Origin of the sequence: Kineothrix sp. MSJ-39 (assembly GCF_018917935.1) — a bacterium.
Lineage (GTDB): Bacteria > Bacillota > Clostridia > Lachnospirales > Lachnospiraceae > CAG-194.
The window spans coordinates 99,466-120,435 of record NZ_JAHLPN010000008.1; the positions used below are offsets into that span (position 1 = coordinate 99,466).

Consider the following 20,970-nt stretch of genomic DNA (forward strand, 5'->3'; position numbering starts at 1 on the left):
AAGTAGATGAAAATACAACAGAGGAGGTAACCTATGGATATTATTTGTGCAGGAGAAATGTTGATTGATTTTACACCGATGGAACAGCCGGGAGCTTATATGGCAAATCCGGGCGGAGCGCCTGCAAATGTGGCGATCGCAACGGCAAGAAATGGGCTTGATACGGCATTTCTCGGTATTCTGGGAAATGATGATTTTGGAAAGAAGCTGCAGGGCGTTCTGGAAGAGGATCATGTGAAGATGCTCTGTCCTGATCTGACAGATCGGGCGATCACAACACTGGCATTTGTTACCTTATACGAAGGCGGGGAAAGATCCTTTACGTTTGCCAGAAAGCCGGGTGCGGATATCCTGCTCTCCAAAGAAGATGTGAAGGAAGCGGACATCGCAGATTGCAGAATGCTCCATGCGGGTAGTGTTTCTCTTTCTGATGATCCGAGCAGGGAAGCGATCGGATATGCCCTTTCTCTGGCAAAGAAGCATGGAAAGCTGGTCAGCTTCGATGTCAATTACAGAGATATGATCTGGCACGATATGGATCGCTGCAAACAGGAAGTGGAAAAGCTTCTGCCTTACATTGATTTTATGAAGATCTCAGACGAAGAGCTGTACTTTGTAGGCGGAGAGGACAATATCGAAGCCTTTATGAAGGAACATGGGATCACCGTTTTAATAGAGACACTTGGCAGCAAGGGCGCACGTTATTTCTTTCATGGAAACAGTGATGTCGTAGCAGGCAGAAAGGTAAATGCGGTCGATGCGACAGGCGCAGGCGATGCGTTTTGGGGTGGCTTTTTATCCCGTATGCTGATGTTTGGCATCACAAAGCCGGAAGAAGTGACGGAGGATATGGTAAAGACAGCACTTGCCTACGGAAATGCAGCAGGCGGTCTTTGTGTACAGAAGATGGGCGGAATCCCTGCACTTCCGACAAAGGAAGAGATTGAAAAGTTCTTATAAGAGAGGCAGACATGCGATTTTTACTGACGGCAGTTAATGCAAAGTATATTCATTCAAATCCGGCGGTGTATTCCCTGCAGGCATATGCCTGTCAGGAGGATCCGACGCTGAAGGGACAGATATTTGTGGCAGAGTATACGATCAACCAACAGATGGAAGATGTGCTGGCGGATCTGTATGAGCACAGACCGGATGTGATCGGCTTTTCCTGCTATATCTGGAACATTTCGTATATTAAAAAGCTCGTCAGGGAGTTGAAGAAGCTCCTGCCACAGGTGCAGATCTGGCTGGGCGGACCTGAGGTATCCTTTGATGCGGAAAAGGTTCTGGAAGATTATCCACAGCTTACCGGTATTATGCTCGGTGAAGGAGAACAGACCTTTTTAGAGCTCGCACAGCATTACAGAAACGGTGAGAGCGGCGAAGATATGTTATCCCGGATCGCAGGGCTTGCCATCAGAAAGGACGGAAAAGCCATGCTGACCAGACCGCGTGAGCTGACCGATCTGTCTGCCATTCCATTTTTATATGACGATCTGCAGAAATTTGAAAATAAGATCCTGTATTATGAGTCGAGCCGTGGCTGTCCGTTCCGCTGCAGCTATTGCTTATCTTCCATTGATAAGAAGGTCAGGCTGCGGGATCTTTCCATTGTGAAGCGGGAGCTGCAGTTTTTCCTTGATCAGAAGGTGGCACAGGTAAAATTCGTAGATCGTACCTTTAACTGTAATAAAAAACATGCCATGGAGATCTGGGAATATCTGCTGGCACATGACAATGGCATTACCAATTTCCATTTTGAGATCGCGGCGGATATTTTGGATGAGGAGCAGATCCGGCTTTTAAATAAGTTCAGACCGGGCGCTGTGCAGCTGGAGATCGGCGTACAGTCGACCAATGAGGAGACAATCCGGGAAATTGACAGGCATATGGATGTCGGGCTGCTCAGACAGATCGTGCAAAAGATCCATGCAGGTCATAATATCCATATTCATCTGGATCTGATCGCCGGACTGCCACTGGAGGGGTATACTTCCTTCGGACATTCCTTTGACGATGTGTATGCCATGGAGCCTGAGCAGCTGCAGCTTGGCTTTTTAAAAGTGCTGAAGGGCTCTAAAATGCATGATAACTGTGAAACATATGGGCTTGTCTATCTGGATGAGCCGCCTTATGAGGTTTTGTATACAAACTGGCTCAGTTATGAAGAAGTACGCAGGCTCAAACAGATCGAGGAAATGGTGGAGCTGTATTATAACAGCAATCAGTTTGTGACAACCTTAAAGCTGCTTGTTCCGCAGTTTGCTTCTCCGTTTGCCTTTTTTGAGCAGCTGGCGGATTATTTTGCCGGACAGGGTTATTTCCTGAAAGCACCGGCAAGAAGCTACCGGTATCAGGTATTGTATGATTTTATCAGAGAAAAGGGACTGTCTGCAGAGCTGTTCCGGGAAACACTGACGCAGGATCTGTATCTGCGTGAAAACTGCAAGACAAGACCGGCATTTGCAAAAGATCCGGCGTTATATAAGGAAGAGATCCGCAGGATCTGCCAGCGGGCAGCGAAGGATCCGGCGCAGCTTTCGGAAAGCTACGAGGGCTGTGATGCAAGATCGATCGCAAGAATGACACATATAGAACCGTATTTTTATGATCTGGTAACAGGAGAAAAACGAGGACAGGAAGCATTTTTCCTGTATGATTATACAAAGAAGAGTCCGCTCACGGGCGAAGTTTCCGTGATCGATGTGACGGCTCTTTCGGAGGCAGAGTAGATGGCTACAAAGCGAACAAAAGAAATTTTACGAAGACTGGACGAGGTGTACACAACCGAATACAAATGTTATCTGGAGCATGACAGTGCGTGGCAGCTTCTGATCGCCACGATCCTGAGTGCACAGTGTACGGATGCCCGCGTCAATATCGTAACAAAGGATCTGTTTCGGAAATATCCGACCATTGAGGCTTTTGCCGGGGCAGATGTGAATGAACTGGAGCAGGATATCAAATCAACCGGTTTTTATCATAATAAAGCGAGAAATATCATAGGCTGCTGTAGAAAGCTTGTATACGAATTTCACGGGGAAGTACCGCGCAGTATCGAGGAGCTGACGTCCCTTCCGGGCGTGGGCAGAAAGACAGCCAATGTGATCCGCGGCAATATTTACCACGAGCCGAGCATTGTCGTGGATACACATGTAAAACGCATTTCCAACAGACTGGGACTGACGAAGGAAACAGATCCGGAAAAGATCGAGCATGATCTGGAGAAGGTTCTGCCGAAGGATCACTGGATCTTATTCAATATCCAGATCATCACATTTGGCAGGCAGATCTGCTTTGCAAGAAGCCCGAAATGTGAGGAATGTTTTTTACAGGAATTTTGCAGGGAAAAGCATGAGTAGAGGAAAAGCAGTGGTTCTGGATCTGGAAACGACAGGTCTGAACCCGAGAACAGATAAGATCATAGAAATAGGAGCCCTTCTGGTTGAAGATGGGGAGATCAGGGATACTTTCTCAACGCTTGTCAGTCCGGGCAGAAGACTTTTGCCACAGACAACGGAGATCACAGGCATTACGGATGAAATGCTGGAAAATGCACCGGTCTTTTCAGACATTGCAGAGAAGCTGCTGGCGTTTCTGGGAGAGTATGTGCTTCTGGGACACAGTATCCTGTCAGATTATGCCTTTCTGAAAAAGGCTCTTGTCAATGAACAGCCGAAGGGCTTTACTTTTGAGCGAAATGGGCTGGATACACTGAAGCTTGCAAGGCGGTTTCTGCCTGCGGAGCAGAAAAAAGCACTTCCTGCGCTGACTGCCTATTATCAGATCCCGCATGAGCCGCACAGGGCACTTGCGGACGCACAGGCGACCTTTCTGCTATATGAAAAGCTGTGGGATCTGTATGAGGCAGAGACACCGTCGGCTTTTGCCCCTTTTCCGCTGCATTATCAGATCAAAAGAGAAGTGCCTGTCATGCCAAAGCAGATCGAGCAGATCCGTCGTCTTTTAGAAGAACGGGGAATTCCATGCGACAGAGATCTTTCACAGCTTACCAAAAACGAAGCAAGCCGTCTGGCGGATCAGATCAGAAGCGGCGTTATAAAAGCTCCTGCAGACGAGTGAGGATCGTATCCTTCATCATGGTTGGCAGCTTTTCGGCGAGCAGGATGAGGTCATTGATCTTACCGGGCCTGCCTTCCTCCAGATAGAGCCGGGCAAGCAGCAGGTAGTGTTCACTGATATCCGTTCCGGTCACGATCGTCTTTTCCAGAAGCGTTCTGGCTTCGGATTTTCGCCCCGCATCATAAAGTGCCTGTGCAAGTCTGACGATATGAATGGAAAAGACAGTAAAGTTTTCTTCATATTCGGACAGGCGCGTGATATTGGGTGCTCCGTATTTCAGCTTCAGATCGGTATTGGAGATCCCATTTAAGTTCAGCATCTTTTTATCACGGAGATTCTGCAGAATTTCCAGACTTTCCGGAAGCTGAGCGCCGCTTTCCGTAAAGGATTCAGCGGTGGGAAGCGCATCAAAATCAAAGGAAATATAAGGAAGATGATCCAGACTTTTCTTTCTGACAGAATTTGCCTTGGATTCCCGTTCCCAGAATTCTTCTTCGATCTGTTTATTGGTTTTTTCCGTTTTTTTCAGGTTTACGGTAAGCCAGAGTACAACGATGATAAAACTTGCAAAAACAATTAAGTTCATTTATAATATCCTTTCGTAAAGACGAGGTGAAATTCTATGTTTAATAATAGCAAAAAAAGGCGCATTGTAGCAACTATTATTGTTATCATTCTGGTGCTTGCAATGGTCGTACCGCTCGCTATTTCAGCAGTGGGTATTTTCTAGGAGAAGAGTTATGAAAAAATTTATCAGCTTACTGCCTGCAGTTATACTGGCTGCACTTGTTATGACAGGTATGGATGCAGAGGCAGCAGGAACCTTTAATACGATTGAAAATGGTGTATTTATCGGAGATATCGATGTTTCCGGTATGACAACGCTGGAGGCTGAGGACGCAGTCAATTCCTATGTGGACGGACTGAAGGAAAAAGAGATCACCTTAAATGCCTTAAACGGCAATACCGTTACCGTAACGGCTGAAGATCTTGGAATCGAATGGGATAACAAGGAAGTCGTTGATGAAGCAGGAGAGCTTGGAAAAGCAGGGAATATTGTACAGCGTTATAAGGCACTGAAGGATCTGGAGCATCAGAACGAGATCTTTCCGCTTTCTATTTCCTTTGATGAGACGGCAGTCAAATCTGTCATTGAGGAAAAATGTCTGCAGTATAATGTAGAAGCAGTAGATGGCACGCTGACAAGAGAAAACGGTGCATTCGTTTATGAGCCGGGTCAGACCGGTGTTGAGATCAATGTAGATGAATCCGTAGATGCGATCGAGTCTTATCTGACAAACGACTGGGACAAGGAAGCAGCTTCCATTGATCTGGTAGCAGAGACAACACAGCCGCGTGGTACGGAGGAAGAACTTTCCAAGGTCAAGGATGTGCTTGGCACTTTTACGACGAGTTATTCTACATCCGGTGCAAACAGAAGCGGTAACGTAAAGAACGGCTGCAGCAAGATCAACGGTACTTTATTATATCCGGGAGACAGCTTTTCCGCATATGAGACAGTCAGCCCGTTTACGGAAGAAAACGGATATTATCTCGCCGGTTCTTACAGCAATGGTATGGTTGTAGAGTCCTTAGGCGGCGGTATCTGTCAGGTATCCACAACATTATACAATGCTGTCCTTTTAGCAGAGCTTGATGTGACAGAACGTTTCAATCATTCCATGATCGTTAACTATGTGGATCCGTCCGCAGATGCAGCGATCTCAGGAACCGCAAAGGATCTGAAATTTACAAATAATCTGGATTGTCCGGTATATATCGAAGGATATACCACATCCGATAAGCATATTACATTTACGATTTACGGACAGGAGACAAGACCGTCCAATCGTAAGATCAGATATGAGAGTGAAGTGATCAGCAAAACAGAGCCGACAGGCGAAAAGATTGTAGCAGACGGTTCTATGGCAGCAGGTTCCGTCAGTGTACAGTCCGCACATACAGGCTACGTCGCTGAGCTTTGGAAGGTTGTTACTGTGGATGGTGAGGAAGAAAGCCGTACACAGGTCAACAAGAGTACATACGCAGCCACACCACGTACCGCAACGGTCGGAACCGCAACAGCAAATCCAGCAGCGGCGGCGGCGATCAATGCGGCGATCGCAACAGGAAGCATCGATCAGTGCAGAGCAACAGCAGCAGCGATCAATGCAGGTACTTACAATGATCCTGCACAGGCAGCAGCTCTTGCAGCACAGCAGGCGCAGCAGGAAGCGATCCGTCAGCAGCAGGAAGCAATCGCAGCACAGCAGGCTGCAATTGAGCAGGCACAACAGCAGGCACAGTAAATTGTTGAAAACGTGGCAGGTGGACAGTATTGAAACAGGGAAAGATCGCAGAGAATGTCTTAAAGCGTTCTGTTTTAAAACCAATCCAATCGCATACTGAGAAAAAAGCAAATGGCGCAGTGACAGGATCAGACTGCGCCTTTTTGGCATATAAAATGCAGACGATCTCCCTGCCTGTAGCGGGCGATGTATTGATGCGCCATGGCATTTATGCGGCGGTCAATGCACTGGCGGCGGCGGGTTATACGCCGCAGAATATCCTGCTGGGCATTTCTATCCCGGAACGCATGCGGGAGATCAAGCTGAAAGCCATGATGGAAGCGGCGCAGGATGTCTGCACACAGGAGAATTTACAGATCCTGGGTGGTCATACAGAAGTTTCTGATGCAGTATCCACACCTGTTTTGAGCGTTACAGCAATCGGAACAGGCGCGGGTCTGGCGGAGCAAAAAGCGGCGGGACTGGATATTGTTGTAACGAAATATATCGGAATGGAAGCGGCGGCGCTTCTGGCACAGGAGAAGGAAGCACAGCTGCTTGCACGTTTTCCGAAGGTCATGGTAGAAAAGGCGAAAGGCTTTGAAAAGTATCTTTCTATCCTTCCGGAGGCTGCAACCGCCGGTAAGTCCGGCGTTTCCTTTATGCAGGCGGTCAGAGAAGGCGGTATTTTCGCTTCCCTCTGGGAACTCGCAGAAAGAGCAGGCGTTGGACTACATATAGATCTGATGAAAATTCCGATGGATCAGACCGTTGTGGAAATCTGCAACTATTACGATCTGAATCCATACGAGATCTTGTCATCCGGATCGGCACTTCTGTTTGCGGAGCAGGGACAGCAGCTTTGTGAGAAACTGGAAGCACTTGGCATTCCTGCGGCGGTGATCGGACAGACAACGGACGGGAATGACAGGATCATTCAGAACGGAGAGGAGATCCGCTATCTGGATCTGCCAAAACCGGATCAGATCAGAAAAATATTAAATTATACTGCAAAAATGGCAAGTAAGGGAGAATAAAAATGAGAGAAAGAATTTTATCTATAATTGAAAAAAACAGCCGCATTGATCTGCATGAGCTGGCAGTCATCATGGGCGAGCCTGAGATCGAGGTCGCTAACGAGCTGAAAAGAATGGAAGAAGAAGGCATTATCTGTGGCTATCATACCCTGATCGACTGGGAAAAGACCAACATCGAAAAGGTATCTGCTCTGATCGAAGTACGTGTAACACCACAGAGAGGACAGGGCTTTGACAATATTGCAGAGCGCATTTACAAGTACCCGGAAGTAAATTCCGTATATCTGATCTCCGGCGGTTATGACCTGCTTGTGACGCTGGAAGGCCGTACTTTAAAGGAAGTTTCCAAGTTTGTATCAGATAAGCTTTCCACACTGGATTCCGTACTGAGCACAGCAACACACTTTATCCTGAAGAAATACAAGGATCACGGAACGATCCTGACAAAGAAATATGAAGATGAAAGGATTAAGGTGACACCATGAGAAATCCGTTAGCAGAGCAGGTTGTTTCTTTGAAACCATCCGGTATCCGGAAGTTTTTTGATCTGGTGGCTGAAATGCCGGATGCTATTTCACTTGGTGTAGGTGAGCCTGATTTTGATACACCGTGGCATATCCGTGATGAGGGTATTTATTCTCTGGAAAAGGGAAGAACGTTTTATACATCCAATGCAGGTCTGAAAGAGCTCAGACAGGAGATCTGCAATTACTTAAATCGTAAGCTGGGCGTAACGTATGATGCGGATCATGAGGTACTGATCACAGTTGGTGGTTCCGAAGCGATCGATATCGGACTGCGTGCCATGATCAATCCGGGTAAAGGCGAAGAAGTGCTGATCCCGCAGCCAAGCTATGTTTCTTATGAGCCGTGTGCAATCTTAGCCGGAGCAAAACCGGTCATCATAGAGCTGAAGCATGAAAACGAGTTCCGTCTGACCGCAGAGGAGCTGGAAGCAGCCATTACAGAAAACAGCAAGATTCTGATCCTGCCATTCCCGAACAACCCGACAGGTGCGATCATGGAACGCAAAGATCTTGAAGCGATCGCAGAAGTTATTGAGAAGCACGATCTGTTCGTGATCTCCGATGAGATTTATTCAGAACTGAATTATAACGGTGAGCATGTATCGATCGTCTGTCTGCCGGGCATGAAGGAAAGAACAATCCTGATCAACGGCTTTTCCAAGGCATTTGCCATGACAGGCTGGAGACTTGGTTATGCAACAGGTCCAGCAGCAATTATCCAGCAGATGACAAAGATCCATCAGTTTGCCATCATGTGTGCACCGACCACAAGCCAGTATGCAGCTGTAGAAGCACTGAAAAACGGAGAAGAAGATGTGCTCATGATGCGTGAGGCATACAACCAGAGAAGAAGATATCTGATGCATGCATTTAAGGAAATGGGACTGGAATGTTTTGAACCGTTCGGTGCCTTCTATGTCTTCCCATGTATCAAGGAATTTGGTATGACGAGTGAGGAATTTGCGACAAGACTTCTGCAGGAGGAAAAGGTTGCGGTTGTTCCGGGCACGGCATTTGGTGACTGCGGTGAAGGATTCCTTCGTATTTCCTATGCATATTCACTGGAAGATCTGAAGCTTGCGATCGGAAGAATCCAGCATTTCATTACAAGACTTCGTCAGAAATAATCATAGATGGAAAAGGAACAGATATGCATATTATATTACATCAGCCGGAAATACCGGCAAATACGGGAAATATCGGAAGAACCTGTGTTGCGACAGGAACAAGCCTGCATCTGATCGAGCCCTTGGGCTTCCGCCTGAATGAAAAAGAGATCAAACGCGCCGGTATGGATTACTGGGAGCATCTGGATGTGACAAGATATGTGAATTTTGAGGAATTCAAGGAAAAGCATCCGGGCGCTAAGATCTGGATGGCGACAACAAAGGCAAAGCACAGTTATACGGACGTATCCTTCGGACCGGATGATTTCATCATGTTCGGGAAGGAAAGTGCGGGGATTCCGGAAGAAATACTGGTTGAGTATGAGCCGACCTGTATCCGTATTCCGATGCTGCCACAGATCCGTTCGCTGAACCTCTCCAACTCTGTTGCGATCGTGCTTTACGAAGCACTCCGCCAGAACAATTTTGAGAGCATGGAACTGGCAGGCAATCTGCACAGGCTGCATTGGAAGTCGGAGGAAGAAGAGAAGTAAATAGATGATACAGAATAAATAACAAGTAACCAATAACAAAAAACAACAAATAATGGGGTTACCGCATAGAATAAGCAATCGATAGTGTAGCCGACCGAGATTTCATATTTTTTTACCGGGTTCCCGCCACAGACGCTTTTATTAAATGTAATGGAGTTACTTTTGTAACTCCATTATGCAGCCTCTGCGTATCGGCAAAGCCGATTCTGCATACGCAGAGGTTCCTTGTGGCAGGGGAACACGTGTAAATAAAACTATGAAATCGCAGGGTAGGCAAACGTGATTGCGTTTCTATGCGGTAACCCCTGTTTTTTATCCAGATAATTGCATAGGTGCGGGGTGTCATGTACCATTAAATGATTGGAGATAGAAGGAAAGTAAATAAAAGTATAGGATTAAAAGAGGCTCTAAAGAGATTCGTCGCATAAAGAGCCTCTTTTTGTTGCTTTATTTTAAAAGTTTTCGATATTCGGATGGCGAACAGCCTTTTAGTTTATGAAACAGTCGACTAAAATACAGTGGGTTATCGTAACCGACAATGCGTGCAATTTCATTTACGGCGTAATTTGTGGTTTCCAATAACATCTGGGCATTCGTGATTCGGATGGAGGTGATGAACTGCATTGGTGTTGTACCGGTAGATTTTTTGAAATTCCGAATAAACCAACTGACACTCATTCCTCTGGAAGCTGCATATTCTTCAATGTTGATATCACGGTTATAGTTTTCGTTAAAATAGGACGCTGCAGTATCCATTTCATGATCGAGGTATTCATTTTTTAGTACATGTTTGTGGGTAAGCTCCCGGTGAAAGACGATCAGTAAATGACGCAGTAATAGTGCCAGCATTTCTTCGTAGTCATCCTGGCATCTTTGCAATTCTAAAATAATTCGTTTAAAAATACGTTCATATTCCAGGGATGTTCCAACATGGAAGATGCGCTGGCCATTCGGGAAACCATAACTTCTTAAAATATTCTTTACATCATTTCCGGTAAAATGTACCCAGTAAACTTCTGTTTTATCAATGCCATAGTATTCATATTTCTGAAATTCCTTGGGGCGGTAAAGTACTATGTTGCCTGCTGTAACGAGAGTATCGTCATCTGTGTTGTCAAAATGAAAATGCGCTCGTCCGGCTGCTATATAGATGATTTGAAAGTCAAGTCTTCCTCTGGGACGATAAGTGGGAAGCTTTTGGTGTGAGGATAGACGATAGGTGCCACAGCTTCCTACAATAAGTGGCCGGCTTTTGTCTTTGAAGTCTATAAGGGAGTGGTTGTGATAACCGGAATTTATATACATTATGAATCCTCCTTTGGAAAGTGGAATATCTGACTGCAAGCAGTTCATGATGAGCTGGAGTTATAAAGTGAATGCCACCTCAAAACCTGCGGTTTTTCGGTGAGAGCTGCGCTCATATAGTTTTAGCCGTATCCCAATATTTGACTGCAAGCAGTCAATATTGGGATACAACTAAAACTGCATTCACTTTAGTGTATCATTTTGTGCATATTTTGTCTATTTCTGTTTATAGACACTTTTTTCATAAAAATGTATGATAGTTTCAAGGTAATAAAAGGACGGAAGGTAATGACACACAGACGGGATTTTATTGACTACTTATTGTAGTGAATAAAAAAATATATGTCAAAGGAGGTTTTTGCAATGATTGTACCACGCTTTTATGAAGATTTGAATGTTATGCACGATAAGACAATGTCGGCGAGGGCATATTACATTCCGGCATCAGTTCGTATGAATGATCTGGTGGAGTATCGGGAAAGATCGGATCGTTTTCAGTTGTTAAACGGAGAGTGGAAGTTTCGGTATTATAGCAGTATTTATGACGTAACGGAATCATTTTACGAGAAAGGCTATGATGTTTCCGGGTTTGATCAGGTAACGGTTCCGGGTGTATGGCAGATGGATGGTTATGACACGCATCAGTATACGAATATTCGTTATCCGTTTCCGTTTGATCCACCATATGTGCCACAGGATATTCCATGTGGAGCATATGTTCATAACTTTGAATATCACAGAGAAAAAAAGGCACCAAAAGCATTTTTGAATTTTGAAGGCGTCGATAGCTGTTTTTATGTATGGGTAAATGGTGCTTATGCCGGATACAGTCAGGTACCCCACGCTACCAGTGAATTTGATGTAACAGACTTGTTGAATGAGGGGGAAAATACATTAGCGGTTCTTGTGCTCAAATGGTGTGATGGGTCGTATTTGGAGGATCAGGATAAGTTTCGGATGAGTGGTATTTTCAGAGATGTTTATTTGCTGAAAAGACCGGAAAAGACAATCAGAGATTATTACATTACGACAGATGTAGAAAAAGACAGCGTTGCTGTGAAATTGGATATGCATTTTTCAGAACCGGTGGAAACAAAAGTTACTATAGAAGATAAATATGGAGCCGTCGTAGCAAGAGGGGAAGCAGCAGAGAATGGTGTATTAGAACTGACCGTGTTAAATCCGGTTTTATGGAATGCAGAGAATCCTTATTTGTATCAGGTTATTTTGACAATGCCGGATGAAGTGATCGTGGATCGGATTGGTTTCCGGACGATTGAAATTAAGGACAAGGTTGTTTATTTCAATGGAGAAAAGATTAAATTCCGTGGAGTCAATCGTCATGATTCTGATCCGGAGACAGGATTTGTGATCGATGCCCGGCAGATCAAAAAGGATTTAATGTTAATGAAGCAGCATAACTTTAACGCTATTCGTTCCAGTCATTATCCAAATGCACCATATTTTTATCAGATGTGTGATGAATATGGATTTATGGTGATTGACGAGGCGGATATTGAGGCGCATGGACCATTTATGCTGTACCGGAAGGAGGACACAGACCAGAACCGTTTTCAACATTGGAATGAAAAGATTGCAGATGATCCGGCATGGGAAAAGGCAATTGTGGATCGTGTCCAGCTTATGGTACAGAGAGACAAAAACCGTCCCAGCATTATAATGTGGTCTATGGGAAATGAAAGTGCGTATGGATGCAATTTTGAAAAGGCACTTGCCTGGACAAAGAAGTTTGATCCGGACAGGATCACACAGTACGAAAGTGCAAGATACCGTAATTATGATATTACCTATGATTATGAAAATCTGGATCTTTACAGCCGGATGTATCCGTCATTACAGGAGATAGAGGATTATCTGAAAAATGATGGAAGCAAACCATTTCTGCTGGTGGAATACTGCCATAGTATGGGAAACGGACCGGGAGATTTTGAAGATTATTTTCAGATGATTCATAAGGATGACCGAATGTGTGGCGGGTTTGTCTGGGAGTGGTGTGATCATGCGATCGCACATGGAACGGCAGAAAATGGAAAGACCAGATATTATTATGGAGGGGATCATGGAGAAACCATTCATGATGGAAATTTCTGTGTGGATGGGCTGGTTTATCCGGATCGTACACCGCATACAGGACTGCTGGAGTATAAAAATGTCTATCGTCCGGTTAGGGTTGTGTCCTATGATCAGAAAAACGGACAGATAGTTCTTCACAATTATATGGATTTTGACAATTTGAAGGATTATGTGGATATTTCTTATGAAATGACACAGGATGGCTTGACTGTGGAAAAAGGAAAGCTGGCAAATGTTGTTGCAGCACCCCATAGTGATGCGGAGGTGGAGTTGAAGCTGCAGGTTCCGAATACCGGTAAGATTTATCTGAAGCTTATTTACCGGTTGAAAAAGCAAATGCCGTTGCTTGAACAGGGGTATGAATTAGGTTTTGATGAAATGAAGCTTGCAAATGAGGATGATAGAAACAGACAGGCTGTAAAGTGGATGGAGCAGGAAGAAGCAATCGGAACCATTAATGTCAAGGAAAACGATAGGCAGATCGTATTACAGGCAAAGGATTTTACTTACGTTTTAGATAAGCGTACCGGATTGTTTGAGGACATGCAGTTTGCCGGAAGAAGCTATATTAACCATCCAATGGAATTGAATATTTGGCGGGCTCCGACGGATAACGATATGTATATAAAACAGGAATGGAAAAAGGCACATTATGATGCTGCCTATACCAGAGCATACCGCATAGAAGTACTTCAGAACAAGCACGGGGTGTTGATCATGGAGCATGTGGCAGTAGTAGCTGATACCGTACAAAAGATTCTGGATGTGAAAATGACATGGAAAATCAATGAAGACGGGAAAATAGAGGCAGTTATAGAGGCAATAAAAGATAAAGAATTCCCAGATCTGCCAAGGTTTGGAATCCGGATGTTTTTGAATAAGAAAATGGATGAGATTACTTATTTTGGAATGGGACCACAGGAAAGCTACCGGGATAAACATCAGGCTTCCTGTCATGGATTATTCCGCTCTAAGGTGGCTCAGATGCATGAGGATTATATTCGTCCACAGGAGAATGGAAGCCATTATGACTGCGATTATGTAGAGCTTACAAATGGTCAATGTGGAATTGCAGCAGTTTCAAAGAATCAATTTTCGTTTAATGCTTCTGTTTATACACAGGAGGAGTTAGAACGGGTATCACACAATTACGAATTGAAAGAATCGGATAGCATCGTATTCTGTATGGATTATGCAATGAATGGAATTGGTTCAAATAGCTGCGGACCGGATGTTTTGGATAAATATCGGTTTGCTGAGGAAGCATTTCAGTTTCAGTTCGAATTAATTCCGTTTGTAAAAGGATAAAATTTTTTCTGAATAACAAATAGTGAAGGAGGATTCTGATGGAGGAAAAGAAATGCTTAAAATGGTACAACAAGATAGGATATGGATCTGGTGATATTGCAGGAAATGTAGTGTATGCATTTCTGACATCGTTTGTGATGGTATATCTGACAGATACGATTGGATTGGCATCCGGAATAGTGGGAACACTGATTGCTGTTTCAAAATTATTTGACGGATTTACAGACATCTTTTTTGGATCAATGATTGATAAAACGCATAGTAAGATGGGAAAGGCAAGACCATGGATGCTGTATGGTTACATTGGTTGTGTGATTACATTGGTAGCATGTTTTGCAGTTCCAACAAGTCTTGGCAGGACGGCACAGTATGCGTGGTTTTTTATCGCGTATACGCTGTTGAATGGTGTGTTTTATACGGCAAATAACATTGCTTATTCTGCTCTGACATCACTTGTTACCAAGAACAGTAAAGAGCGTGTGCAGATGGGTTCTTACCGTTTCATTTTTGCTTTTTCAACCAGCCTTCTGATTCAGGCGGTTACCGTTGGATTTGTTGAAAAATGTGGTGGAGATGCAGCTGCATGGCGACTGGTTGCGATTATTTATGCCATGATCGGATTGGTTGTGAATACTATTTCCGTATTATCTGTCAAAGAACTTCCGGAAGAGGAATTAAATGAAAGAGACACAACAGATGAAGAGGAAAAATATGGGCTGGTTCAGGCATTCAAGCTGTTGGTAAAGAATAAATTTTACCTGATGATCTGTGGTACTTATATTTTACAGCAGTTATACAGTGCAATGATCGGTGCCGGTATTTATTATATGACATGGGTTTTGAAAAACAAAAACCTGTTTGGACAATTTGCCTGGGCGGTAAACATTCCTCTTATTATTGCATTGGTTTTTACACCAACACTGGTTGGAAAGTGGAATGGTATGTATAAGCTGAATTTGAGAGGTTACATCCTTGCTGTGATTGGCAGAGCTCTCGTCGTTGTTGCCGGATATATGGGAAGTATTCCTTTGATGATGGCATTTACAGCATTAGCAGCATTGGGACAGGGCCCTTGGCAGGGAGATATGAATGCAGTGATTGCTTCATGCTCCGAGTATACTTACCTGACACAAGGAAAGCGTGTGGATGGTACGATGTATTCCTGCACCTCGCTCGGTGTTAAGATTGGCGGAGGTATTGGAACGGCGGTTGTAGGCTGGCTTTTGGAACTTAGTGGCTATGTGGGAACGTATGCTGTTCAGCCACAGTCAGCGTTGAATATGATGCAGTTTATGTATCTCTGGCTGCCACTGATCTTTGATGTGCTTATTATGTTTATCCTTTCCGTAATGAATGTAGAGGAGACAAATGCTAAGATTGAAAAAGAAAAGGAGATGGGTTTATGATAACACATGATTTGATAAAAAAAATAAAAAATGGAATGTATGATGAAACATTGAAAGATGTTTATGTGGATGAGAAAAAAATATCGTATGAAAGAGAGCGTTATATTAAGGCGATAGAGAGTTATACAGAAAATTTTGGAGAGGGAGAAATCTTTGTCTTTAGTGCACCGGGCAGAAGTGAAATAGGTGGAAATCATACAGATCATCAATGCGGAGAGGTGTTGGCAGCCTCCATTAATAATGATGCAATAGCTGTTGTACACAATTTGGAAGAGCCGTGTGTCAGAGTGATATCTGCCGGATATGAGATGATCACGATATATCTGGATGATCTAGGTATGAGAGAGGATGAGGAAGCAACAACAAATGCATTAATTCGAGGGGTGTTGGCAAAAACAAAAGAATATGGATATCAGATAGGCGGATTTCAGGCTTTTGTTACCAGTGATGTGTTGATAGGAGCTGGATTGTCTTCTTCAGCAGCGTTTGAAACATTGATGGGAACAATTCTGTCAGAGCTGTTTAATGATGGAAAGATTTCTCCTGTTGAAATAGCCATGATTGGGCAATTTGCAGAAAATGTATATTTTGGGAAACCATGTGGATTGATGGATCAGATGGCGTGTTCCATTGGAAGTTTGGCACATATTGATTTTCAGGATCCAGTGGCACCATTGGTGGAGCGGATTGAGTTTGATCTGGATGGATATGGATATAGTCTTTGTATTACCGATACAAAAGGCTCACATGCAGATTTGACATCGGATTATGCAGCAATTCCGGAAGAAATGAAAAGAGCAGCGGCTTGTTTGGGAAAAGAAGTGCTTGGACAGGTTACGAAAAAAGAAGTACTTGCTAATCTTCCACGCATCAGAGAACAGGCAGGAGATCGGGCAGCGCTTAGAGCGATTCACTATGTGTGTGAAAATGAGCGAGTGCAAAAAGAAGTGGCAGCATTGAGAGAGAACAGATTTGGAGATTTTTTGAGATTAGTTAAAGAGTCAGGTGATTCTTCTTATAAGTATTTGCAAAATGTGTATGTGTGCCATGATGTGGAACATCAAAATGTTTCTATTGCATTGGCTGTCAGCGATATGATTTTAGGCGGGCAGGGGGCAAACAGAGTGCATGGTGGTGGCTTTGCCGGAACAATACAGGCATTCGTACCAAATGATATTGTCACATTATATAAAACAGAGATGGAAAAGGTATTTGGAGATGGTGCTTGTGATGTACTTAAAATTCGTAAATATGGCGGAATTCAAGTAATGTAAGGTACACAAAAAAACAAGGAGGAATAGTTATGGGCAGCATTTTAGTATTAGGCGGAGCCGGATATATTGGCTCGCATACTGTTTATGAGTTGATTGATGCAGGAAAGGATGTGGTGGTTGTAGATAATCTTGAAACAGGTTTTCGGGCAGCGGTTCATCCGAAAGCGAAGTTTTATGAAGGAGATATTCGTAACCGAGCTTTTATTGACTCTGTATTTGATAAAGAAAATATAGATGGAGTTATTCATTTTGCAGCTAGTTCGCAAGTAGGCGAAAGTATGATAAAGCCATTGAAATATTATAGTAATAATCTTTGTGGTACAGAAGTACTGTTGGAGAGCATGGTTGCGCATGGTGTAGATAAGATTGTGTTTTCTTCTACAGCGGCAACTTATGGAGAACCGGAGCGAATTCCTATTATGGAATCGGATCGTACACTTCCGACAAATTGTTATGGTGAAACAAAATTGTCTATGGAGAAAATGTTTAAATGGACGGCAAATGCATATAACTTAAGATTTGTGTCTTTGCGTTATTTTAACGCTTGCGGGGCTCATCCTAATGGAAAGATTGGAGAGGCTCACAATCCGGAAACACATCTTATTCCTTTAATTTTGCAGGTACCAAATGAAAAGAGAGAGTATATTTCTATTTTTGGAACGGACTATGACACAAAGGATGGTACTTGTGTTAGAGACTATATTCATGTAAATGATCTTGCACAGGCTCATATTCTTGCAATGAAGTATCTTTGTGATGGAAATGACAGCAATATATTTAATCTTGGAAATGGAGTTGGTTTTACGGTAAAAGAGGTTGTGGAAACTGCAAGAAAAGTAACAGGACATCCAATTCCGGCAAAGGAAGAACCACGTCGGGCAGGAGATCCATCTATGTTGATCGCATCCAGTGCAAAAGCAAAGGAAGTATTAGGATGGAATCCACAATATGCAGATTTGGAAACAATTATCGGTACAGCATGGAAATGGCATAAAAGTCATCCAAATGGATATTAGAATGTGTAAATGGGGGTGTTTTTATGATTAATGAGTATATCAATGAACTTGTAGCATATGGATTGAACCATGGATTGGTTGACCCGGAAGATGAAGTATATGTGACGAATCGCCTTCTGGAATTATTTCAATTGACAGAGCATGAAGGGACTGCGAAAGAGGTTAGATCAGAAAGAGAATTGTCACAGATCTTAAACGATATGTTGGAATATGCATGTCGGCAGGGAATGCTGGAGGAAGAAACAATTACGGAAAAGGACTTATTTGATACAAAGATTATGGGAATATTGACACCATACCCTTCTGTGGTTCGCAGGCAGTTTTGGGATAAATACAATATATCTCCTAAAGCTGCAACAGATTTTTATTATCAGTTTAGCCAGGCAACAAATTATATCAGAAAAGATCGAATTGTAAAGGATGAGAAATGGACAGCAAATACAGAATTTGGTGCAATGGATATAACCATCAATTTATCAAAACCGGAAAAAGATCCTCGTGATATTGCAAAGGCGGGAAAAGCAAAGAAATCTGGGTATCCGAGTTGTTTGCTATGTAAAGAAAATGAAGGTTACGCCGGACATATTTCCCATCCGGCAAGGCAAAATCATAGAATTATTCCGATTACATTGTGTGGAGAACGATATAATTTACAGTATTCGCCGTATGTGTACTATAACGAACATTGTATTGTTTTCAATGATCGTCATATTCCAATGAAAATAAATAAGGCAGTTTTTTCCAAATTATTGGATTTTGTAAAACAGTTTCCGCATTATACAGTGGGATCAAATGCAGATTTGCCAATTGTAGGTGGATCCATATTAAGTCATGATCATTTTCAAGGTGGAGAATATGAGTTTGCAATGGCTAAAGCACCTTATGAGACAGAAATTTCATTAAAAAAATTTCCAGATGTTCATGCCGGAACTGTGAAATGGCCTATGTCTGTTATTCGTCTACAGGGGCATAACACAGAGTCATTGGTAGGCGCTGCTGACTGCATTCTGTCTTGCTGGCGTGAATATACAGATGAAAAAGCATTTATTTTCAGCGAAACGCAAGGAGTATCGCATAACACGATCACACCAATTGCAAGAAAGAGAGAAGATCTGTTTGAATTAGATCTGGTGTTACGAAATAATATTACCACAGAAGAGTTTCCGTTAGGTGTGTATCATCCACATCCGGAATATCATCATATAAAAAAAGAAAATATTGGTTTGATTGAAGTGATGGGACTGGCAGTTCTCCCGGCTAGATTGCAAAAGGAAATGACGGAGCTGGAACGCAGAATTCTGCAGAATGAGGATCTGCGGGAAAGCGATTTAACCAAAATACATGCAGATTGGGCAGAAAAATGGCTGCCAAACTATGAAATCACAGAAGAGAATCTTCATGCGATTGTGCAGAAAGAAATAGGATTTGTGTTTGCAAAAGTGCTGGGATGTGCAGGTGTTTACAAAAGAACACCGGAAGGACAAGCTGCCTTCAAAAAATTTTTGGAGTGCATATAAAAAAGGACCATTTCACATTTGTGAAGTGGTCTGCTTTTCAGTATTCAGTTTTCACAAATAGTCCTTTTAGCCAGATTATGCATGATATACATGCTCAAAGTATCCTTCGTAGAAAGCTAAAAGGTTGTTCATATATTTTTTGAATCTGCTCATTTTGTATTCCTCCTTTCCTTGTTTGTAAGTTCATTATAGGACAGGCTGGATAAGAATGCTTGCCAATTTAAAAGAAAATGTAGACAAATGTTGCAGAGAAAATCAAAATTTAAGTAGTAAAGGGGAGATGTATCAATGCATTTGACACTAAAGGAAACAAAGGAAGAGATATATGCGTCTCAAAGAGTGTCAAAACATGTATCTCCACATTTACATAATGCATTGGAGATTGTGTGCGTAACGGAAGGAACACTTGAGATGGGAGTGGGGCAGGAACTATATCATATGGAAAAGGGTGATATCGGATTTGTTTTTTCCGATATTATTCATCATTATCAAGTGTTTTCAGAAGAAACAAGCCGGGCAGATTATATCTTGGTTCCGTCTTCTTTTGCAGGAGTATTTGAAGATAAAATACAAGGATATGCTCCTAAATATCCGGTTATTAGTGCGAGACAGATTGAGCCGGATGTTTACAATGCACTTCAGACGATTATCCAAATGGACGAAAAAGAACCTGTGATTATGCAAGCTTATGTTCAAATTATTCTGGCAAGATGTATAGGGAAAATGGAATTGGTGGAAAAAAGCTGTGTAGGAAGTGATGATTTGATATACCGAACGGTATCATATGTATCGGGAAATTTTAGAAAGAAATTTTCTCTAGAGGAGATGGCATATGATCTCAGCGTAAGCAAGTATGTTTTGTCACGAGTATTTTCTAAAACATTTCATTGTAATTTCAATCAGTATCTCAATGATGCCAGATTGAGTTATGCATGTACAAGGTTAGTGAATTCGAGAGATACAATTCTTGATATCTGTTTGGATAGCGGTTTTGACAGCCCGAGAACATTTAATAGAGTGTTTAAGGAACGCTATAGAATTACTCCGAGCGAATATCGAAAATTAAAACGATAGGCAGGTTAAGGACAGATTTCAAAATTGTGGAACGGCAGGACGGTTATAAAAATGCATATAGAAAGACTGATTTGGTGATAACAGTATGGAAATAATTCTGTTTCCAGGAATTCAGGAAGAACTAAAAAGGAGCTCGCGAGTGTGTGAATAAAACTCTGTAAATGTAATCTTCTATGATAATGATTGGGCTGAAGGCTCTCAAATGAGTGTGTGAATAAAACTCTGTAAATGTAATCTTCTATGATAATGATTGGGCTGAAGGCTCTCAAATGAGCATTCAGCCCTTGCTTTATATATAACAGTGTCGATTCGAGCATGTCAAGAGCAGGCGAAAATTTCCGCCTGTAAAACAAGCTTTAAAGTTACTATTCGGGCAATCGG

The 20,970-nt window shown here is 42.8% G+C and carries 17 protein-coding genes; 15 read left to right on the forward strand and 2 right to left on the reverse strand.

The genetic code is table 11. The features are described from left to right. Positions 1-33: 33 nt before the first annotated feature. The 4 genes from KQI22_RS07210 to KQI22_RS07225 are packed head-to-tail and all read left to right on the forward strand — an operon-like array spanning position 34 to position 4,083. Entirely contained in the window at positions 34-960 is a 927-nt protein-coding gene (locus tag KQI22_RS07210) for a carbohydrate kinase family protein (protein WP_216551420.1), read from the forward strand. Positions 961-971: 11 nt separating this feature from the next. Then, positions 972-2,732: a B12-binding domain-containing radical SAM protein gene (locus KQI22_RS07215; protein WP_216551421.1), complete on the forward strand. Its 1,761-nt coding sequence runs from the start codon at positions 972-974 to the stop codon at positions 2,730-2,732. Further along, positions 2,733-3,362: an endonuclease III gene (gene nth / locus KQI22_RS07220; RefSeq protein ID WP_216551422.1), complete on the forward strand. Its 630-nt coding sequence runs from the start codon at positions 2,733-2,735 to the stop codon at positions 3,360-3,362. Beyond that, positions 3,355-4,083, forward strand: coding sequence for a 3'-5' exonuclease (locus KQI22_RS07225; protein ID WP_216551423.1), 729 nt, complete (start codon positions 3,355-3,357; stop codon positions 4,081-4,083). Before nth ends, KQI22_RS07225 begins: the two co-directional genes overlap by 8 nt. Here KQI22_RS07225 and KQI22_RS07230 read toward each other — a convergent pair. Further along, entirely contained in the window at positions 4,058-4,669 is a 612-nt protein-coding gene (locus tag KQI22_RS07230; RefSeq protein ID WP_216551424.1) for a tetratricopeptide repeat protein, read from the reverse strand. The two genes, KQI22_RS07225 and KQI22_RS07230, sit on opposite strands and share 26 nt — an antisense overlap. A gap of 154 nt (positions 4,670-4,823) precedes the next feature. Between KQI22_RS07230 and KQI22_RS07235 the strand changes: the two genes are divergently transcribed. From KQI22_RS07235 to KQI22_RS07255, 5 genes are read left to right on the forward strand one after another with little or no spacing between them, the layout of a single operon-like run. After that, the gene (locus KQI22_RS07235; RefSeq protein ID WP_216551425.1) at positions 4,824-6,392 is read left to right on the forward strand and encodes a VanW family protein; all 1,569 of its coding nucleotides are present in this window, start codon (positions 4,824-4,826) and stop codon (positions 6,390-6,392) included. 29 nt (positions 6,393-6,421) lie between these two features. Further along, entirely contained in the window at positions 6,422-7,408 is a 987-nt protein-coding gene (locus KQI22_RS07240) for an AIR synthase-related protein (RefSeq protein WP_216551426.1), read from the forward strand. A gap of 2 nt (positions 7,409-7,410) precedes the next feature. After that, positions 7,411-7,893, forward strand: a complete 483-nt coding sequence (locus KQI22_RS07245; protein WP_022003418.1) for an Lrp/AsnC family transcriptional regulator — start codon at positions 7,411-7,413, stop codon at positions 7,891-7,893. Next, positions 7,890-9,062 carry an aminotransferase class I/II-fold pyridoxal phosphate-dependent enzyme gene (locus tag KQI22_RS07250; RefSeq protein WP_216551427.1) on the forward strand — a complete coding sequence of 391 codons (1,173 nt, stop codon included), beginning with the start codon at positions 7,890-7,892 and terminating at the stop codon, positions 9,060-9,062. Before KQI22_RS07245 ends, KQI22_RS07250 begins: the two co-directional genes overlap by 4 nt. Before the next feature lie 23 nt (positions 9,063-9,085). Beyond that, positions 9,086-9,595, forward strand: coding sequence for a tRNA (cytidine(34)-2'-O)-methyltransferase (locus KQI22_RS07255; protein ID WP_216551428.1), 510 nt, complete (start codon positions 9,086-9,088; stop codon positions 9,593-9,595). A gap of 447 nt (positions 9,596-10,042) precedes the next feature. Here KQI22_RS07255 and KQI22_RS07260 read toward each other — a convergent pair whose 3' ends face one another. Beyond that, positions 10,043-10,900 carry a helix-turn-helix transcriptional regulator gene (locus KQI22_RS07260; RefSeq protein ID WP_216551429.1) on the reverse strand — a complete coding sequence of 286 codons (858 nt, stop codon included), beginning with the start codon at positions 10,898-10,900 and terminating at the stop codon, positions 10,043-10,045. A 363-nt stretch (positions 10,901-11,263) separates the two neighbouring features. On the opposite strand from KQI22_RS07260, the gene KQI22_RS07265 reads away from it, so the two are divergent. From KQI22_RS07265 to KQI22_RS07290, 6 genes are all read left to right on the forward strand, one after another. Next, positions 11,264-14,302, forward strand: a complete 3,039-nt coding sequence (locus KQI22_RS07265) for a glycoside hydrolase family 2 TIM barrel-domain containing protein (RefSeq protein ID WP_216551430.1) — start codon at positions 11,264-11,266, stop codon at positions 14,300-14,302. A 38-nt stretch (positions 14,303-14,340) separates the two neighbouring features. Next, the gene (locus KQI22_RS07270; RefSeq protein ID WP_216551431.1) at positions 14,341-15,708 is read left to right on the forward strand and encodes an MFS transporter; all 1,368 of its coding nucleotides are present in this window, start codon (positions 14,341-14,343) and stop codon (positions 15,706-15,708) included. Next, positions 15,705-16,982, forward strand: a complete 1,278-nt coding sequence (locus KQI22_RS07275; RefSeq protein ID WP_216551432.1) for a galactokinase — start codon at positions 15,705-15,707, stop codon at positions 16,980-16,982. The genes KQI22_RS07270 and KQI22_RS07275 overlap by 4 nt, the downstream gene beginning before the upstream one ends. A gap of 29 nt (positions 16,983-17,011) precedes the next feature. After that, positions 17,012-17,998: a UDP-glucose 4-epimerase GalE gene (gene galE, locus KQI22_RS07280; RefSeq protein WP_216551433.1), complete on the forward strand. Its 987-nt coding sequence runs from the start codon at positions 17,012-17,014 to the stop codon at positions 17,996-17,998. 23 nt (positions 17,999-18,021) lie between these two features. After that, positions 18,022-19,515 (forward strand): UDP-glucose--hexose-1-phosphate uridylyltransferase, encoded by a 1,494-nt coding sequence (gene galT, locus KQI22_RS07285; protein WP_216551434.1) that lies wholly within the window; start codon positions 18,022-18,024, stop codon positions 19,513-19,515. Between the two features lie 288 nt (positions 19,516-19,803). Further along, positions 19,804-20,589, forward strand: coding sequence for a helix-turn-helix domain-containing protein (locus KQI22_RS07290; protein WP_216551435.1), 786 nt, complete (start codon positions 19,804-19,806; stop codon positions 20,587-20,589). Positions 20,590-20,970: the final 381 nt, after the last annotated feature.

Excerpts from the sequence above, each read along its gene's own strand:
- KQI22_RS07210 (WP_216551420.1), top strand. The coding sequence starts at position 34 with ATGGATATTATTTGTGCAGGAGAAATGTTGATTGATTTTACACCGATG.
- KQI22_RS07215 (WP_216551421.1), top strand. The coding sequence starts at position 972 with ATGCGATTTTTACTGACGGCAGTTAATGCAAAGTATATTCATTCAAAT.
- nth (WP_216551422.1), top strand. The coding sequence starts at position 2,733 with ATGGCTACAAAGCGAACAAAAGAAATTTTACGAAGACTGGACGAGGTG.
- KQI22_RS07225 (WP_216551423.1), top strand. The coding sequence starts at position 3,355 with ATGAGTAGAGGAAAAGCAGTGGTTCTGGATCTGGAAACGACAGGTCTG.
- KQI22_RS07230 (WP_216551424.1), bottom strand. The coding sequence starts at position 4,669 with ATGAACTTAATTGTTTTTGCAAGTTTTATCATCGTTGTACTCTGGCTT.
- KQI22_RS07235 (WP_216551425.1), top strand. The coding sequence starts at position 4,824 with ATGAAAAAATTTATCAGCTTACTGCCTGCAGTTATACTGGCTGCACTT.
- KQI22_RS07245 (WP_022003418.1), top strand. The coding sequence starts at position 7,411 with ATGAGAGAAAGAATTTTATCTATAATTGAAAAAAACAGCCGCATTGAT.
- KQI22_RS07250 (WP_216551427.1), top strand. The coding sequence starts at position 7,890 with ATGAGAAATCCGTTAGCAGAGCAGGTTGTTTCTTTGAAACCATCCGGT.
- KQI22_RS07255 (WP_216551428.1), top strand. The coding sequence starts at position 9,086 with ATGCATATTATATTACATCAGCCGGAAATACCGGCAAATACGGGAAAT.
- KQI22_RS07260 (WP_216551429.1), bottom strand. The coding sequence starts at position 10,900 with ATGTATATAAATTCCGGTTATCACAACCACTCCCTTATAGACTTCAAA.
- KQI22_RS07265 (WP_216551430.1), top strand. The coding sequence starts at position 11,264 with ATGATTGTACCACGCTTTTATGAAGATTTGAATGTTATGCACGATAAG.
- KQI22_RS07270 (WP_216551431.1), top strand. The coding sequence starts at position 14,341 with ATGGAGGAAAAGAAATGCTTAAAATGGTACAACAAGATAGGATATGGA.
- KQI22_RS07275 (WP_216551432.1), top strand. The coding sequence starts at position 15,705 with ATGATAACACATGATTTGATAAAAAAAATAAAAAATGGAATGTATGAT.
- galE (WP_216551433.1), top strand. The coding sequence starts at position 17,012 with ATGGGCAGCATTTTAGTATTAGGCGGAGCCGGATATATTGGCTCGCAT.
- galT (WP_216551434.1), top strand. The coding sequence starts at position 18,022 with ATGATTAATGAGTATATCAATGAACTTGTAGCATATGGATTGAACCAT.
- KQI22_RS07290 (WP_216551435.1), top strand. The coding sequence starts at position 19,804 with ATGCATTTGACACTAAAGGAAACAAAGGAAGAGATATATGCGTCTCAA.